This window comes from Dendronalium phyllosphericum CENA369 (genome assembly GCF_016056275.1).
Lineage (GTDB): Bacteria > Cyanobacteriota > Cyanobacteriia > Cyanobacteriales > Nostocaceae > Dendronalium > Dendronalium phyllosphericum.
The window spans coordinates 23,641-42,498 of record NZ_JAECZA010000008.1 but is presented as its reverse complement, the minus strand read 5'-3'; the positions used below and the strand labels follow the sequence as shown (position 1 = coordinate 42,498).

Annotated in this window: 13 protein-coding genes; 2 read left to right on the top strand and 11 right to left on the bottom strand. The window is 40.9% G+C overall.

The features are described 5' to 3' along the window. Positions 1-428: 428 nt before the first annotated feature. From I8752_RS03690 to lepB, 10 genes are all read right to left on the bottom strand, one after another. Positions 429-1,034, bottom strand: coding sequence for a Uma2 family endonuclease (locus I8752_RS03690; protein ID WP_214430980.1), 606 nt, complete (start codon positions 1,032-1,034; stop codon positions 429-431). Positions 1,035-1,694: 660 nt separating this feature from the next. Beyond that, entirely contained in the window at positions 1,695-3,314 is a 1,620-nt protein-coding gene (locus I8752_RS03685) for an ArnT family glycosyltransferase (RefSeq protein ID WP_214430979.1), read from the bottom strand. Between the two features lie 572 nt (positions 3,315-3,886). Continuing rightward, positions 3,887-4,837, bottom strand: coding sequence for a class I SAM-dependent methyltransferase (locus I8752_RS03680; protein WP_214430978.1), 951 nt, complete (start codon positions 4,835-4,837; stop codon positions 3,887-3,889). 125 nt (positions 4,838-4,962) lie between these two features. Further along, positions 4,963-6,696, bottom strand: a complete 1,734-nt coding sequence (locus I8752_RS03675; RefSeq protein ID WP_214430977.1) for a R3H domain-containing nucleic acid-binding protein — start codon at positions 6,694-6,696, stop codon at positions 4,963-4,965. 40 nt (positions 6,697-6,736) lie between these two features. Next, positions 6,737-7,900: a circadian clock protein LdpA gene (ldpA, locus tag I8752_RS03670; protein WP_214430976.1), complete on the bottom strand. Its 1,164-nt coding sequence runs from the start codon at positions 7,898-7,900 to the stop codon at positions 6,737-6,739. Between the two features lie 383 nt (positions 7,901-8,283). Then, the gene (locus tag I8752_RS03665; protein ID WP_214430975.1) at positions 8,284-9,729 is read right to left on the bottom strand and encodes a hybrid sensor histidine kinase/response regulator; all 1,446 of its coding nucleotides are present in this window, start codon (positions 9,727-9,729) and stop codon (positions 8,284-8,286) included. Between the two features lie 302 nt (positions 9,730-10,031). Continuing rightward, positions 10,032-11,867: a two-component system response regulator gene (locus tag I8752_RS03660; RefSeq protein ID WP_214430974.1), complete on the bottom strand. Its 1,836-nt coding sequence runs from the start codon at positions 11,865-11,867 to the stop codon at positions 10,032-10,034. A 164-nt stretch (positions 11,868-12,031) separates the two neighbouring features. Then, the gene (locus I8752_RS03655; RefSeq protein ID WP_214430973.1) at positions 12,032-12,265 is read right to left on the bottom strand and encodes a hypothetical protein; all 234 of its coding nucleotides are present in this window, start codon (positions 12,263-12,265) and stop codon (positions 12,032-12,034) included. Between the two features lie 560 nt (positions 12,266-12,825). Beyond that, entirely contained in the window at positions 12,826-13,644 is an 819-nt protein-coding gene (locus tag I8752_RS03650; RefSeq protein ID WP_214430972.1) for an MOSC domain-containing protein, read from the bottom strand. Between the two features lie 111 nt (positions 13,645-13,755). After that, positions 13,756-14,397 (bottom strand): signal peptidase I, encoded by a 642-nt coding sequence (gene lepB / locus I8752_RS03645; RefSeq protein WP_214430971.1) that lies wholly within the window; start codon positions 14,395-14,397, stop codon positions 13,756-13,758. Between the two features lie 242 nt (positions 14,398-14,639). On the opposite strand from lepB, the gene I8752_RS03640 reads away from it, so the two are divergent. Beyond that, entirely contained in the window at positions 14,640-15,959 is a 1,320-nt protein-coding gene (locus I8752_RS03640; RefSeq protein WP_214430970.1) for a dihydroorotase, read from the top strand. A gap of 311 nt (positions 15,960-16,270) precedes the next feature. After that, positions 16,271-16,498: a hypothetical protein gene (locus tag I8752_RS03635; RefSeq protein WP_214430969.1), complete on the top strand. Its 228-nt coding sequence runs from the start codon at positions 16,271-16,273 to the stop codon at positions 16,496-16,498. A gap of 41 nt (positions 16,499-16,539) precedes the next feature. Here I8752_RS03635 and I8752_RS03630 read toward each other — a convergent pair whose 3' ends face one another. Continuing rightward, positions 16,540-18,852: an alpha-glucosidase gene (locus I8752_RS03630; protein WP_214430968.1), complete on the bottom strand. Its 2,313-nt coding sequence runs from the start codon at positions 18,850-18,852 to the stop codon at positions 16,540-16,542. Positions 18,853-18,858 lie beyond the last annotated feature (6 nt).

The following is an 18,858-nucleotide window of genomic DNA, read 5'->3' as shown; positions in this document are numbered from 1 at the left end:
TCTCTGCGCGTTCCCAAAGCTGCACGGGTTAACCAGATAATTAGCGGTTAGCCCGCTTTTTTATCGGGACTGGGATTTATTTCTCAGTCCTTTTGCAATTTTAACAAGTACACTCTAAATTCAGGTTTGCCAAAGAAACAATAGTTTTTTAGCTTGTTCTCAAGGCTTTATAGCTCGATCCCTTGCAATGAGGAGGAGTAAATGGGGCTTCCCAAAAAAGGGACACGAACAATCTCTGTAGATAAACCAACTTATCAATGGGTTGTTTCACATAGATTTTCCACATATTGTTATGTATATATACAATGGTGTTTTATAAATGTACTTTCTTCTGTAAAATTTCTGAGCTTTGTTGGAGAAATAATAGCTTACAGACTATGAAATAAAAGAAGTGAAAAAATTTACATATTTTTTAAATTTTTGATTTTTTACCAAATCTGACTTAAATCTAAAACAAACCCAGGTAGCAATGGTTCACCGGAAAGAGTTTTAGGGTTATCTAATACTTCAACCGCAGTATTAGGACGATAAATAAAAACTTGGCGTTTTTTTCTATCGATTAACCAACCAAGTTGTGTGCCATTATCGATATATTCTTGCATCTTGTCTTGGAGAATTCGCAAGTTATCACTCTCAGAACGCAATTCAATCACAAACTCAGGACAAATTGGTGCAAATTTTTTTCGCTGTTCTGGTTCAATAGCTTCCCAACGCGTGCGTTTTATCCATGCTGCATCGGGCGATCGCACTGCACCATTAGGTAAAGTAAAGCCAGCACTGGAACCAAACCCCACACCTGTACCATCTTGCTTTGTCCACGCCCACAACTGTCCTATTAAGTTAAAGTTGCGCTCATCAGTTTCGGAACCAGTAGGAGGCATAATTACTAATTCTCCAGCAGCGTTGCGTTCGATGCGAAGATCGCGGTTTAGTTGACAAAACTCGTAAAATTGCTCGTCAGTCATGGCGATCGCAGGTTGCAATTGCAAGACCATTGGTACAATTTCTGTGATTACAACTAAATTTGTGGTCATAAATGATTACGATCCAGATACAGTACAATCCGTTGACTTCTGCTAAGAATGATGGAGTGTAACAGTAGATGCATTAGCGATGAGTACAATTTCTCCTTTGTCGTTTATCGCCCATATTGTAGCTTCTACAATAGTAGCTGGGTAAGTCATAAGATTTTTGCTTACAGCTACACCAGCAAAAGCTCAATATAAACTTACTAACCCCCTGAAGATGGAGTTAGCATACATACCAACAAACTAAGATTTATAGTTATTATTTAAAATTCTGACTTAGATGAAGACTAAGCTTATATCTTTTTATACTAAACCTGTAAAGTTGCTCAATCGTACTGAGTTTCATTTAGCACTAATAGTCATGAATCTTTTTTAACTAGTGTCAGTTACAAAAGTGTCACTCATCAAATGTTCTCTATCGTCCTACAAGAGATATTCTTAATGATGCAAGGAGTGATACCATTTCACCAAATGTTTGTTACAAATTATTCTTGCAATGCTTTTTAACAAGAGTATCTTGCAAATTTTAGATGTTGAATCAAACGAGTGAATTGGTATAGAGTTATACAAATAGCACTTGAGCGAACAAAATTCTCAAGTGCTTTTATGTACGCATTCAATTAAGTTATTGAGTTCGTTTACATCCCTATACCCAGTCCTAACTTTCTACAAACGATTTGTATCTTTGGTAATCAGTTTCCAGCCATCAGCTTGACCAACTAACTTAACTGATTCAAGTTTGAGATTGTTGAAAGCAGATGCATTTAATAGAAAATAGGGTTGGCCGTTGTAGTGCCAATAATATTGCAATTCGCCAATAGAAGCGGGAATGATGGTGCGATCGCTATAAAAGTCTAGCGACGGACGATGATAGGGAAAAGATGTATAAATCTTATTCACCGCTGGATTTGCCTGCGCTATCATAGCTGCTACTGGTTTGACTGGATAAGCTTGCCACAATTCCCAAACCCAGTAGTTAGATTTCATTAATAGCAGTAGTGAAATATAACTTCCCCAAAACAAAATCTTCAAAAATTGCCCGTCGCCTCTTTCTACTAAAATAGCTGCCAAAGTCATAGTCACAGCAGCAGCAGCAAAAATCAATTGTAAGTCGGTTTTTGGCATTGTTCCCCAACTAAAGTAAATGCTACTACCAGAAGCCATCACCGCAAGCAGAGAAAAACTAACTACCCAACCACGAGGATAAGAGGAAAGTAAAGGTAAATTTTCTGTCTCAGCTAACTGAGCACCAAGACCTAAAGCTAAACTAGGGTAAACAGGAAATACGTACCAGGGAAATTTAGTGCCCATCAGGGAAATTAGCACTAGATATACGCAACTCCACACCAGTACGAGTTTTGCCCAGCTAAGATTGCGATTTTCCCAAACCATGCGCCCACTTTGAGGCAAAAATACTAACCAAGGCCATGTCCACTTGAAAATTTCGATGGCGTAGTACCACGGTGGTTGCGAATCACCTTCAACTGCTGTTCCAATTTGGTTTAGGGATGCATTGACAAAACCAGTCTCGATAAAACTGTAACCATAGTGCATTAGTTGCAGACTATACCAACAAGTTGCAGGCAAAATACCAATGAAGATTGCAGTCCACAGATAGTAACTGGTAAGTAATCTTGGTGTATCCCAAAACAAAAATACGATCGCGATCGCACCTAGCAATACACCTAACACGCCTTGAGTCAAGCAAATCAACCCAAAACTCAGGCCAATACCCAGGCAATAACGTAAATCGCGGCGCGATCGCAAAACGCACAACATCATTACTATCAAAAAACTCACTACAGCGCCATCTAACATCGCCAACCTGCCATGACGAACTACAGGCAATGTCGTTAGGTAAATTAAAGCGCTATAAACTGCTGCCCAACGTTGGCGAAATATCTCTCGACCAATGCAATACAGCAAAGGTACAGAAAAAGCTGTTAAAATTGCTCCGGGTAAGCGTGTTGTCCACTCATTCACCCCTCCTAGAGAGTAAGCCCAAGCAATTAGTATATGCATCAGGGGTGGCTTATGATGATAAGGTTCTCCTCCTAACGTTGGGTAAAGCCAACGCAATGAACCTGCTGGGGCATTCCAAATTTCTCTGGCAACGTGTGCCACAGTACCTTCATCCCAATCTCGCAGCGGTAATCCTCCTAGATTGATGCTAAATAGTAATACTGCTGCCACTAACAGCACTACTAGCCATACCCAATCAATCCATTTATCAACTGCGCGATGCTGTTTTTCTAGATGACCCCAAATAAAGCTTCCTTCTTGCATATTCTATGATAATCATTTTACTTGCTGGTTTGATTACATAGAGATCGAAATGAATCTCTAATGTTGCCACCCAGTAACAACATGTGTTCTTTACAATTGCTAAGTTCCAAGGTTAACTCAATTTTCTTCAATCAGCGATAATTATTTTAAAAATTTGTCTAATTTATTTGGAAATTCTTTAACAACTATTGATTGATAAAAATAATACTAAACAAAAGATACTGCATATTGAATGTAGAAAATAAATATGAATGAGAACTTACTTATAAATACTTGAGCAGAATTAATTACACAAAAACCAAGGATAAGTAATTATTTATTGCAATTTTCAGCTTTTATTTACCGAGCTATGGCAAGATTTTAACTTTACACTTCCCAGGAATGCGTATAATTAATTTTGCTAGATCGCTGAGATTTACTTTGATAAAGAAGTTAGTAATACCAAGACAGATTGATAAGTTTACTGAAGTCAGTATCGAAAATTTTCAAGATGATTTATCCGTTTGTAATTGTTGACTTTTGACTGTTGATAATCAACAATTACAAAGGGATATTTTTGATTTGCAAATTGCTTATTCAAGCTTTCTACTAACAATGGTGCGGTGACGGGGGTCGCTGGCAACTGTAATCGGTTCACAAAAACCTACTGCTTGCAATGTTGCTTCAATATCAAATGTGTAGTAGTCATCGCTCCAAGGTTCCGTGCTTTTCATTAAAGTGAAAAGGACAGGTGGTAGATTTTGAATGACAGGCGATCGCGGATTGTTGTCTACTAGTGCTATAAACCCACCTGGCCGTAGCAGTCTTTTCGCTTCAGTGAAAATTTCTTTACTGGCATAGCCTGGAAGTTCGTGAGTGACAAACTGGAGAGTCACCAAATCAAAGGAATTATCTGGAAGTCCTGTATCTTCTGCTTTAGCGTGAAGCCACTGAGATATCTCCCGATTGACATCCCTAGTTCGAGCAACGGCTAGCATATAAGGTGACAAATCTAGACCAACAGTGCGAACTGGATGTCCTTGTTTTTGCTGGTAGTAACGGTGCAACGCTAAGGTAGAGATACCAACTGAGCAGCCAATATCTAAGATATCTTTAACCTGCTGAGGGTCATAAATTGCCAGAACTTCATGAAAACTACCTCTAAGCCTAGCGTGAGCATCTTCCCAAGTCAGGTCTTCTTGAGGCCAGACACGCAATGCCATTGCATAGGTAGCTGACTCTGTTTCAAAAGCAGCTTGCCAGCAAAGGTTGCCTTCGGAGTAAGCATGGAAGGGTACTTTGTAGTAGTCTGGATAAACAATGTGGGAATTAGTAACTTCAGGCAGTAATTGTTTTGCTCCCGATACTTGCAGTGCCTCATAGTTTTTCCGCCAGGGAATACCTTTCTTCTCAGCCGTTTTGATGAGTACTTGCCTCGCCTGGTTTTTCATCAACTTGTATACAGGTTTGGTCTGGATGAGCAGATTAACGAAATTGGAAAGTATGCTCTCACCAGCCCAATCTGGCTTAATCTTATTGTTCATCAGCTTGAAGGAATGAAGCGAAATAACTGCTTATATTTTAAGTTTTAAGCAGTGCAAACCGTTAATTAAGCAGATAAGATTTAGGAGTGCTGAGTACAACAGCACTCAGCACTGGTGCGGCGAGGTTACGCTGGATAGATCCGCAAACGTCGATTTGGTTCTTCCCCAAAACTATGCGACTTGAGTCGATAGTGTTCTACTAACTCATGTTGCATTTTGCGTACTTGGGGAGAACGCGGCAATAACTCAACTGGCTGTCCTTTAGGAATAACGATCTGCTCTACAGCAAGTCTGGCTTCTTCTAGGGCATCAATCTCATCATCGCTGCCACTGTGCAAAAACAGTTGCAGTTCTCGGTCGTCAGCGATTTCAGGGTCATCAATGTTCAGCAAGCGCCGCAAACCACGAGTAATCTGCGGAATCGTGCTGGACTTAATCATGTGAATGGGTACATGACGGGCTTTCGCCATTTGTCTTAATTTGGCATGGTTTTTGACATGCGATCGCAATGCCAAAATTGCATCGGCGCTATCGATATCTTTCGTCAACACTACAGGTAAAGTCAGTACATTGATTACCTGTTCTAGTTGGTGACGGCTAACACCATAGGGATAGATATGCAGCGGCAAATCTTCCCCATTCGGCCCTGCTTGCCTAGTAGTCTGAAAATCAAAGTCTGAATAATTAAAAGATTCATCTAGTAAGCGGTCAAACTCACTAGATCCACTAGTTACCCTTTCCCGCTCTACAGGCAATGGCGGTAATGCTACCATTTGTCCAGATGAGCGCCAGCCGTTAGGTTGCCGCGCTGTAGGTGCATCATCTGCAACTGCAAGGTGTCCGCCGCGACCGTTAACTACAGATAACTGGCGTGTAATTGAGACTTTGCCCTGGTCATCAACGGTTCTCGTTTGGGGACTAGGCTGGCGACCTCTGAGCAGATTATCTACTGTGTCAGCAACGCTTTCGTGTACTACCCAACGCTGCCGTTCTAACATTTCTACAGCTATCTCGAAAGTGGGAGGAGCTTTGCGTTCTAAAACAGTCTTTTGACTGCCACGCCGTCTCGCTTCGTCATCTCCCAGAGTCACAGCTTGGATACCCCCAACTAAATCAGAGAGAGTGGGGTTTTTAATCAAGTTTTCAATCTGGTTCCCGTGGGCAGTACCTACCAATTGCACGCCGCGTTCGGCAATGGTACGAGCAGCTAATGCTTCTAGTTCAGTGCCAATTTCATCAATGACAATGACTTCTGGCATATGGTTTTCTACTGCTTCAATCATCACTTGATGTTGAAGTTCTGGATGAGCCACTTGCATCCGCCTAGCGCGACCAATGGCAGGGTGGGCAACATCGCCATCTCCAGCGATTTCGTTAGAGGTATCGATAATTACCACACGTTTGGATAATTCATCTGCTAATACGCGGGCAATTTCCCTGAGTGCGGTAGTTTTACCCACACCCGGACGACCTAGCATCAGAATTGATTTACCAGTTTCTACTAAATCGCGGATCATGCCAATTGTACCGAATACGGCACGACCTACACGACAAGTCAAGCCAATAATCTTGCCTGTTCGGTTGCGAATAGCACTGATCCGATGCAAAGTTTGCTCAATTCCTGCCCGGTTATCTCCACCAAAGGTTCCAACTCGCTGAATGCAATCATCTATCTGTTCTTGAGTGACTGGTGTTTCGCTCAGATACTCAGCTTGATTGGGAAAGCGAGCCTCTGGGCGACGACCCAAATCCAAGACCACTTCAACTAAACTATCTCGCTTGGGATGATTCTCTAGTACTTGTCGCAGGTCTTGGGGCAAAATATCTAACAATTTTTGGAGATCGTCTGTAATCGTCATGCTTTCTATTGTGACGTTTTTAGAGATAACGAACGAGCGATTAGCGCTCCTGCTGTGACTTGAGCTGGGAAACGAGAGAATGGGCAAGCTCTACGGCTTGCCAAAGTAATACATCGTCTTCTTCCAGGCGGACAGTCGCCTTAACACTAGTGTGACTCACCTCCTTATTCTCTAAGCGATCGAGAATTGATGACAGCAGTACGCGGGCGTAGCTACCGTAAGCAACCCCAGCAATTGAGGAGGGGGGGCAGAGGGCAGGGGGCAGAGGAGAAAAGTTTTCCCCCTTGCTCCCTGCTCCCTGCTCCCTTGCTTCTTTAAGCAGTCCCATTGCTTTTAACTTAGCAACGGTATAGTCATTAGTGCCACCTGCTAACTGCACATATCCCGGTAACTTTGCTGCCAAAACTTTTTGTCCTAATTTCACTGCTGCTAAAGTAGTGCCATCTCCAATATCACCGCTCATGGGACGACCATCAGTTTGCCAAATTAAAACGCTACGATATGACGAAGAAATTAGCTCGTAAATAGCGTGGAGGTAGTCAATCATTCCCTCACCATCAGGACAGCTGATAGCTACTACCTTCAAACGGTCAACCCATTGGGAAATTGTTTGCCACAATAGCTTAAATTCTGCTAAACGCCCTACCTTTGTATGTATTTCTACGGCATCTACTCCCGTTGACATTACCAATGGTGCGATCGCTCCTGGCGTTGACATATATGATTTTGTATAAATTATATCATATGGGCAAACTGGTATACAACGACCGCAGCCATAGCACTTTTGGGATACAACTCCTGAAAAGTCATCTTTTATATGGCTGAATTCGATTGCTTGTGCCGGACAAATCCTTTCACAGGGTCTAGGGCAGTCTACAGGGCACTCAGTAGAATTAAATTCTGCTTTACGAAAATGGGGGTCTTCTCCATCGTTCAAGCTGACCATCAAAAAAGGCAAGTTTCCTTTATAGCCAAAGCCTCGCTCCTGAGCATCGCTAACTAGATACTTGGCCACTTGCAACGCTTCTTGGGCTGCTGCTATTACAGCTGGATCGGCTGCCACATCTATACAGTCAGCGCCGGCCAAGGTGTAGGCTAATGTTAAACTTCTGACCGCAGGTAGATGTTGGAAGCTGGCTCCGCAGATGAGCTTGAACCAGTGACCTTCTTTTAAGGATTGTAAAGGGGCGAACAGATCAGTCACTTCTCTATTATGCTTTTTTGCGACTGAAAATAGTAGTCTTTCTTAGGTAAAAAGTCTTGATTTCTTCATCTTCTATTGTAAGTAGTCTGACTCCTAACTGTTGTGTTCGGCTCTCAGCCTTGTATTTCAAAGATTACGCCATCAGCGTTGAGGGGTATGTATCTTTATTTCTGTATTAATAATTGTAAATTTTATTATTTTTGATTGTCAGTTGTCAGCAGTCAAAGTCCTTCGGGCATCTTACTCGACGAGTCGTTATCGTAGGGGGGAGCCAGCCTCGGAAGCGGCTCTGCCGAGTTGAGAGAACTACCGCGGAAACCCTCTACGTACCCGTCGCTGGCTCACCTTTTCCCTTCTGCAAGGCGAAGCCTTTTCTCTGCTCTTTACATAGGCGGTTCTATGGGAATTGCGATCGCAAATTCTGCTCCTTGTCCCAAGGATGAAGAGTAGGTGATTTGTCCTTGATGTTTTTGTACAACGATTTGGTGACTAATCGACAATCCTAGCCCACTACCTTTGCCCACAGGTTTTGTGGTAAAGAATGGATCGAACAAACGCGACTGTAATGATTTATCTATGCCGATGCCGTTGTCTGCGATCGCTATTTTCACAGTATTAAACTCTGTAAGCTCTGTGCGGATTTGGATTTGTGGATTATGGATTGGCTGTTTCCATTTTTTTTGATATTCTGATGTTTGATAATAAGCTGCTATACGATAACTTGCTCGTAAGTTATCTGTCTGACTAAGTTGAAAGTCAAACCTCTGAGTCGTCTCCATTTCTTCTAAACTTCCGATAGTCGCTATCTGAGCTTCTGATTTTTCTTTATCTATCTCTATTTTCTCCAATGAATCAATAGCATTGTTTAATAGATGCATAAATACCTGATTCAATTCACTAGGATAACAGGTAACTAGGGGCAATTTACCATATTTTTTAACTATGTCAATAGCTGGACGATTTGCTGTTTCCTTAAGCCGATGTTGTAGCATTACTAAAGTATTATCGATGCCTTGATGAATATCTACCGCTTTCATTTCAGCTTCGTCATGCCTTGAGAAGTTTTGCAGCGCTAATACGATTTCTCGAATGCGATCGGCTCCTCTATACATTGCACCCATCAAATCTTCTAGGTCATGAATCACAAAATTTAAATCTATATCGTTAACTATTTTTTGAATTTTGGGAGATGGTTGTGAATATTCCTGTTGATAAACCTCGACGATATTAATTAGTTCCCGCACATATTGATTAGCATATTGCAGGTTGCCATAAATAAAACTAATTGGGTTATTCACTTCATGAGCAATGCCTGCTACCAATTGCCCTAGTGCTACCATCTTTTCATTCTGAATTTGTTGGACTTGGGCTGCTTTTAAGTTATCTAAAGCTTCTTGTAATAAAAAATTTTTTTCTTGAAGTGTAATTTGTAGTGTACGTAAATTTATTTGATTCTCAATTCGCAATAGAACTTCCGTTCCGTGAAAAGGTTTAGTAATATAATCTGCTCCCCCAACATCAAAAGCTTTCACCTTATCGACAACATCATCTAAAGCGCTAATAAAAATTACTGGTACTTCGCAAGTTTTATCATCAGATTTTAATTGCTGACACACTTCATAACCATTCATTTCTGGCATATTAATATCTAGCAAAATTAAGTCGGGTAAAACTATTTGACATGCAGTTAGTGCCATTTTACCGTTTAAAGCTTTGCGAACTTCAAAACCCTGTGCCGTCAACATTGCCGATAAAAGCCGCAAGTTGTCTGGTGTGTCATCAACTACTAAAATATTACCTTTGGAATTGTGAATTTTATTTAAAGACATTTTGAACCAAAAGTTATGTTTATAATTATTAAAAATAACAATGATTTTTAGAAAATATCCCTATGGCTGTTCGCATATTGCATACTAAATATTGAGTAAAGTTTAGATAGAATACTAGAATTGCACCATTTATTTCAAATATTTTCTATTTGAAGTTTTGTAAACTTAAGTTCCCTTCTTACGTAAGTATAATAGATAATATGCGTCTATTATCTAACTAATAGCCGAATCATCAAATCTATTTTTGTCAATTATTAAGTAAGTATTTACTCATATTTTTTGCCTCAAGTGCTACTTGAGAATTACCATTGAGGCACCGAGGCAATCAAATCTAAAACCAGTTTTTGTTCTAAGGGTTTGGAAAACAGATATCCTTGGGCAAAATCACATTTTAAACTTCTCAGTTGTTTTAACTGTTGTTTAGTTTCAACTCCTTCTGCAATCACAGCCATCCCCATTGATTCAGCGATACTAATCATGGCTGGTACTAATCCCATATTTTCTTGATTATCCTGCATCCGTTTGACAAATGATTTATCAATTTTGAGTGCGTTTAGAGGAAAACTATGCAGATAACTCAAAGATGAATATCCTGTACCGAAATCATCCATAATTAACTTAATTTTTCGGGCTTTTAATTCCTGAAAAATTGTTTTAACTACATGGGTATTTTCCATGATGACACTCTCGGTAATTTCCAATTCTAAACAAGCTGGATTCACTTGAGTGTCATGAAGAATCTGGTCAATTTGTGCTGTTAAATTTGCTTGATAAAATAATCTTGCGCTTAAATTAACGCTAATAGTTAAGTTGTCTGATGTCGCTGGGTGATGTTGCCAAATACTTAGCTGACGGCAGGCTGACTGTAATACCCATATATTAATCGGATTAATCAAGCCCGTTTCTTCTGCCACCGGAATAAATTCTATAGGAGAAATCAGACCGCGAATCGGATGCTGCCAGCGCACAAGTGCTTCAAATCCAGAAATTCTACCTGTAGCCAGAGAAATAATTGGCTGATAATAAACGAGAAATTCTTGTCGATCAACAGCTCTACGTAAGTCATTTTCTAGTTCTAAAAGTTGGATAGCTTCTTGATACATTGCTGGGTCAAAAACATGATATCTGGCTCTCCCTAGAGATTTAGCACGATACATTGCTGTATCAGCATCCCGCAGTAAATATTCTGGTTTCTCGTAGTCTTGATTACCCCAATTAATGCCAATACTGGCATTCATAAATACATCATATCTGGATAATTTAAAAGTGAGTGATAATTGCTGCAAAATGTTTTCAGCAATTTTAATTGCTGAGTTTATATCTGGAAGATTTTCTAAGAGAATGCCAAATTCATCACCACCTAATCGAGCTAAAGTATCGACTGGTGTCAAGCAATTTTGTAGGCGGCGGGCAATGGCAACGAGTAATTCATCTCCTACTAAATGACCCAGAGAATCATTAATAACTTTGAAGCGATCGCAGTCTAAAAAGAGTACGGCAAACTGATAAGTAGATTCTTGTTTTGCACAATGTAGAGCTTTTGCTAATCGCCTAATAAATAAGACTCGATTCGGTAAATTAGTTAGTGAATCATGCAATGCTATATCTAACAATTGACTTTGCAGCTGTCGCCGGGAAGTAATTTCTCCTTGGAGTTTTTGCAGAGCTTTTTCTAGTTCCCAAGTCCGTTGTTTTACCCTTTGTTCTAATTCAGCATTTAATGTCAATATTTCTAGCCTTGCTGTCCTTAAAGCCAGTTGGTTTTGCACGCGCACTAAAACTTCTTCAAACTCAAACGGTTTAGTAATATAATCTATCCCTCCGATTTTAAAGGCTTTTACCTTGTCGAAAACATCATCTAAAGCACTAATAAAAATTATTGGAATATCCGCCGTGAGATCCCAGGCTTTAAAACGCTGACAAACCTCATAACCGTCTACTTCCGGCATCATAATGTCGAGTAAAATTAGATCTGGTAATACTGTTTGACAAGCACTCAAAGCCATTTGCCAGTTTAAAGCCTTGCGAACGTTGTATCCTTCTCTAGTCAGGAGTGAAGATAAAACTCGCAGGTTGTCTGCCATATCGTCAATTATTAAAATATCTTGTTTATTAGGGTCTAACCGCTTGTAATTCATTCTGCATCTGTTCTCGTCAGTTCCATAATTTTCTCAAACTGATAGTTATTTGCTAAATCCTTGAAAAATCGGAAAATTTGATTTTTATCTAACGCAATGTGCTGAATTAACCCTAAAATTCAGTCGTCACTGCAACTTGCTGCTGCATAACCTCATTTTTGGAGCTAATCAGGCGACATCTGCAATAAATCCCTCAGAATTTCAACTTTGCTAGCCATTGTTTGTGTTTTTAGATTGACAGTTGCTGTATTAATTGTTTCTCCTCTGCTGATATATTTTACACCTAGATATTGGCTGACTGTTTTCAGTAATATTTCTTGTATAAATGGTTTACGAATTAAATCATCGCAACCAGTTGATAAAATTGTCTGGCGGATGAAAATTATATGTGCTGCCATATCATTTATTGAAAGATCGCTTCTTGAGCGTTTGCGGCTTCTCGCACTGCAAAGCCAAGTTGTCTCAGCATTTTCACTAAAAATAAACGATTATTTGCAACATTCTTAATTACCAAGATGCAGTATTATTGTTGCTCTGGTGCTAAAGAAAGGCGATCGCAGATTTCATTGTATAAGTCAGTAGCAAGCTTTTTAACTACTTTCTGTCCATAAAAATATTTTTGGTATATTTTAATACTTAAGAACCTATACACAACTACTCCTCAAGCTTTGTTATAACACCTGAATTTGCTACCCCGCTCGTGGCAACATGTCGATGTCTATGAATACACTCAAGGCAAGATATATTCATATTCTTTAACAAAGATATTCGATTCTAGAATAGTTGTCATTGATTTGAGAATGCAAAATTCATGAGTTACATCACGAATGATGAAAGAGAAATAAGCATTTAAAATTTGGTAGACCTGAGTAAATCGCCAGTCACTACAATAGAGGGAACAATCAGAATTAATAATTTTTTTTATTTTTTACTATTCAGTTTTTAATCTTAATAAATATTAACTTTTTGACGGCAATATTTCTATTTTGTCGCCAATTTGCAAAGTTTTACCAGCTTCTGATGTAGATAATCGCGTATTCACGCTCAAGCGATAAAAGTGATTAAAGTGGGATGACGATACCCAACTTGGCAAAGTTGCTTGCCGCTTTTGCACAAATATTTTTTGAAAGTTTGGGTAAGCTTCTCCAGAGTTAGGATTGCGTGTTGGAACTATACAACGCTGACAGGGGTTGACTCCAAAAAAGCACACATTTCCGATTTGAAAGGAGAGAAGATCGCCTTGTTCGCTGAATAATCGATCCTCCCAAAACGGCTCTACACCGCCAATTTCAATGTTGGCACGCATCCGACGGCGGATTTCATCGACACTTGAACCAGGAAACCAAGAGGCTACTTCTATCAGAGATGCTGTACTAATAACCGTTGGCCCTGGTGAATTGCGATCGTCGGGAAAGCCCATCAAAGAGTTTTGCTCTAACATGACAGCAAACCCAAAAAAATCACTTAAAGTTGCTGCTAATGCTTGGCGTTCTTTATCTAGATGAAAAACTTGTTGTGATTTTTGGCTTGGGATTTGCAGCGAGATAGTTCTATCTGAAATACCAAACTGCGATGTCCCAAAAGAGCTTGCGTAAAATGCTCGTAGTAAATGGATTTTCTCGTTGCTCTTGCCATTGACAAATTTACCTTGTTTGTTAATAATGGCAAACTCGCGGTCATACTCTAAAGCACCACTGGCGAGAACTTTAGCTTGCTCTACTTCCACGCCATCCAGTGACTTAATCGGGTAAAGTAAAATTTTAGCTAAGTACGGCATGACGAGACAGAATATGGGGAATAGAGGGATAAGGGGGATAAAGGAGTAGGGAAAAAATAAATCGCTCTTAACTTCTAACTCCTAACTCCTAACTCAGCACTTAGCACTAAACTATGGGTACAGTGGCGACTTGTCAATTTCTCCGATGTGATTTAGAGGCCAAAAGCGAAGTACAGCCCGACCGATAATATTTTCACGAGGAACAATACCCCAGCAACGACTATCATAGCTACTGTTACGGTTGTCACCTAAGACCAGGTATGAATTGGGGGGTATAGTCTCAGGTTTTGCTAAGTAAGGCGGCTGCTGTCCTGAAGTGCAAACATCAATTACTGTACGCTGCTGAGAACTAAGATATTTATCTTCTTGGAGAGGTTTTTTATTGATATAAACTTTCCCATTTCTGAGTTCTACCGTCTCTCCTGGTAAACCAATTACACGTTTAATAAAAGCATCTTGGTATTGTTCTTTTTGTAACTCTGCTGTAGGCGAAAAGACTACAATATCTCCTCGCTCTGGTTGAGCAAACTTATACTTCAATTTGTCAACAATAATTTTATCTGCCTCCCACTGGTTTGGAGTTCCGTGCAGAGTAGGTTCCATAGAGCCAGAAGGAATCCAACGAGCTTCAGCAACAAAGGTACGAATGCCTAGAGCTAGAACAATACTTAATACAACTGTTCTGCCTAGCTCTGCGATCCAGGAATTATCGGGTTGTTGACTAGAGTTGTTATCAGACACTTGATTTTGCATGAAATTACTGTAATAAGGAAAAAGGCAGGTAATGGAACTCGCTCAGGGAGACTTTACTTGTTAATTTTAACGGCAGGAAGATGATTTGCTGGTTGTCGGTATTTTGTTATGCAGATTCATAAGTTAAAAATAAACTTTTTTTTCACGACCTGCAAAAATTTATTACGAAAAGTGCGACTAAGTTTAACCTAAAAGCATAGTTATCCATAAATCATAGTTGTTGTCTAAACGTTGTTAACTCCATGCTGTCTTCACAAAGTTTACTGATTCGCCACGCTCGCATTATCCTACCTAACGGTGAATTGATGGTAGGCGATGTGCTGATATCCGATCGCCAAATAGTTGAAGTTGCACCGATAATCTCCACTGCAACGGCAACCACAGAAATTGACGCACAAGGGTTAACTTTGTTGCCAGGAGTTATTGACCCGCAGGTGCATTTCCGGGAACCAGGACTAGAACACAAGGAGGACTTATTTACTGCCAGTTGTGCCTGTGCTAAAGGTGGAGTCACTTCCTTTCTGGAAATGCCCAACACCCGCCCTTTAACTACTAACCAAGAAGCTTTAGACGACAAGTTACAACGTGCCTCTAATAAATGCTTGGTTAATTATGGCTTTTTTATTGGCGCAACTGCCGAGAATCTACCAGATTTGCTCTCAGCACAGCCGACACCAGGAATTAAAATTTTTATGGGGTCGATGCACGGTCAGTTGCTAGTCGATGGAGAAGCAACACTCGAAGCTATTTTTGCTCGTGGCAATCGCTTAATTGCCGTTCATGCCGAAGATCAAGCTAGAATTAACCAACGCCGTCAAGAATTTGCCGGCATTCACGATCCGGCAGTTCACTCCCAGATTCAAGATAATCAAGCTGCCCTTTTGGCAACGAAACTAGCATTAAAACTTTCTCAAAAATACCAACGTCGGCTGCATATTCTGCACATGTCCACAGCCGAAGAAGCAGAGTTGCTGCGTCAAAATAAACCGAGTTGGGTGACAGCAGAAGTGACACCACAGCATTTGTTATTGAATACCAGTGCTTACGAAAAGATTGGTACTTTAGCACAAATGAATCCGCCTTTGCGATCGCCCCACGATAATCAAGTTCTTTGGCAAGCTTTGCGAGATGGCGTAATTGATTTCATTGCCACAGACCACGCACCGCATACTTTGGCAGAAAAAGCTCAAGAATATCCCAATACTCCCTCTGGGATGCCTGGAGTGGAAACTTCTCTAGCTTTAATGTTAACTGCGGCTGACCAAGGACAGTGTACTGTTGCCCAAGTTGTCAACTGGATGTCAACATCTGTAGCTAAAGCTTACGGTATTCCCAATAAAGGTGCGATCGCTCCTGGTTACGATGCTGATTTAGTACTGGTAGATTTGAATACTTACCGTCCAGTTCGGCGCGAGGAGTTGTTAACAAAGTGCGGTTGGAGTCCTTTTGAAGGTTGGAACCTTACAGGATGGGCTGTAACTACCATTGTTGGTGGTGAGATTGTTTATAACAAAGGCCAGTTAAATACAGATGTGCGCGGACAAGCTTTGACTTTTTTGTAGTCAATTAGACCTCTAAATAATCAAGATGGTGTAGGGGTGGGGAGCTACGCCACATTTTAGTGGAGCGGAATTAATTATGACTGTAACTTGACAATTACCTCCTAATCTCAAATTGACGGATGAGGAATTTGAACTTCTTGTTGCATGGCTTTTACCTTCTTATGTTTAACCCGAACTCAGGTTAGTTACTTCAAAGCTTTGAGCTATCAACACTGTCCCAAAGGGTGCAATTCATCAATACATTAATTATGTGGTGGGGATGAATCAGGCAATAGGCGATCGCGCGTGTTGGAGGGGAAGTTGATGCTAATTTGCCTATCAGTAGTTTAGATGAACTCCCACAAACTCATGTTGCACGACGCAACTTGAAAAATAGTATCCTCCATCGTTGTTTGAGTTGTTTTCGTCGTGGGTTTTTAGTGATTAAGGCTGCTGTTCTCAAACATCTTCCATTACCCCAAGGTAGTTTTTTCCCTGAACCTTGGCCAACCTTAACTCCACAAATGAATGTCTTTCAAATCACCCTCTCTAGTGCCTGATTTTTAATTCCCTACCGTTGAAAGCTTTGCTCCCCTGCCTCCTATGGCGTGTTAAGTAAATTTTTTACCTTCAGAGTCTCCACAACTGATTCAGCTGCTTGAGACCCTTGGCGATAAAATACAGCAGGTTGTCCGAGGGGAGCGGGTACTTTTTGCCGTATACCTATTGTCATGCTATATGTCTTGCCACTCCACAAGTGAACCCACTCGCCAGCCGGAAAATATACGTTGACCTTCTTTTTCCCTGGCTTCAGCACTGGTGCTACTAAGAACTCGCTCCCTAAGAGAAACTGTTCTTCAAGTTGATACACATTCGGATCGTCAGGATAATGCAAAATCAGGTGGCGAAGCATGGGATATCCTTTTTTTGCTGCTTCTGCCATTAACTGTTGGCGATATCCAGCCAGCGCGGCATAAACTTTCGCCCAATAACTGAAAGTTGCCAGGGTATCTTTATCTGTATAAAATTGAACGTTTTTATCTGGCTGATTGCCTTCGTGGGTGCGGAATACGGGAGTGAAAGCGTTCAGTTCCATCCAGCGATAAAGTAATTCCCGCGATCGCCTAAATCCCACGCCGATAGCTTCCAGAATCGGGTTAGCAATACTTGTATAGCCACCAATATCGCTGTGGTTGATACTCAATCCAGAAAAACCACCAGCGATCGCACCTTTGACAGCACTCACTATGCCATCGTTCTTACCCCAAGTAGTGTTCTGGTCTCCTAACCACATACATGTGCTGTGAGATGGAGTTTTCAAAAATCCAGCTCGATTGAAAAACCAAGCGTCGCCTTCTTTACCTGCTTCTTGAATCGCTTCTCGGTTTAGACTTACCCAATCAACGGGATATTGGTTGTGATAAAGTAGCCCAGATTCATCGCTAGCATAAATTCCCTCAAAGGGTGCTGCTTCGGCAAAGTCAGCCATCCAAAATTTCGCGCCTTTGCCTAGCACTTCTTCTTTAAGGACATTTTTAAACCATTTACGAGCATCTGGATTAGTTAAATCGAGCAAAGCTGCCGAAAAGTCGGTACTTTCGATGAGATACGGTTCGCCTTGATTTTTCTTGACGACAAAGCCTTGTTGTAAGGCTTCTGTATAGAGATTACGCTGTTGCAGGTTGGATTTGTGCGGGCGATCGACTAGAAAGGGATTGACATATACTCCAACCGCAATTTTTGCTTGTGCTAAGTCACTTACCAACTGCTGCCAACCTGGATAAACAGTTTCATCGAGTTGCCAGTTCCACCACAATTGTTTTCCCGCGATTGTGCGGCGTTGACCGACCCAATCTTGCGACCAAAATCCGGCAATGGGGGTGTCGAGTTCGCGCAACTGCGACCACACTTGCCTAACTAGCTGCGTACCTCCTTGCATACCTACCACTGCCCCATTATTCAACCAATCGGGAAGCGGTGACATCCGTCCTACATGGTTGGTGTAAAGTTCAATAATATCTAGGGGTGTCTCACCGCAAAGAATTCGCCCTTGCATACAACTAGATGAAACTCGGATAGTTGCAATTTGCGGATCGCGCAAGTTGAAAATTGAGGGTTCGGTGTTATTCAAAAATATCGATCGCCCCTTGTTGGTTACAAAATAGGGGATAGGGGCATAACTGGAAAATCTATTACCAGCAACACCTAAAAGATTCAAGGTTTTGGGGCCGCGATCGCCACGACCAATTCCTCCCTCCTCGCAAATGATTGGTATCCATTGTCCTTTGCAGTCGATTTGAGAAAATTGCTCTCCAAAACCGTAAAAGTGTTCGTCTGGGGAGGTGATGAATTGCAACTGCGTCTCATTGACATTTCCATCGCCAATTTGTAGTTGAAAATCAAGTTCTTTTAACCCAATAGTTCGCAATGTTAAGACATATTGGGGTTCGTCACTAGTATTTTGGCGATTTTGGAGACGACCATGAATCAGCAAAGTATCGCCTTCTTGCTTAATTGCGTCAACAATTTGATCGCTAAACTCTGCTTGTTTTTGTTCGTCAATTTCTATAGAACCTCGTTCCTCAGTAATAGTGAGGCTGACATCACCTCCACTGATAAAACTCTGACCTGGGGATGTCTGCCATATCACTTTTGCTTGGTTACTTTGATGGACAATCTTTAAACAAGGCTGTTTTGTATCGCTACCTTGCCAATCTATTGTAAATTCTCCTAATTGAAAGCTTTGACTGGGTACAGATGTCGAAATATTACCAAGTGAAATCAATTTCCAACGACTCAGCTTTTTCAGCGGTTCAGTTAGCAGTCTCAACAGCCGCTTCAGCGCCCAACCGTTACAAGCAATAGTGTATTGCGGGTATGTAACTGGGTATAAAGATTGCCAAGGAGCTTTCATTAGTTC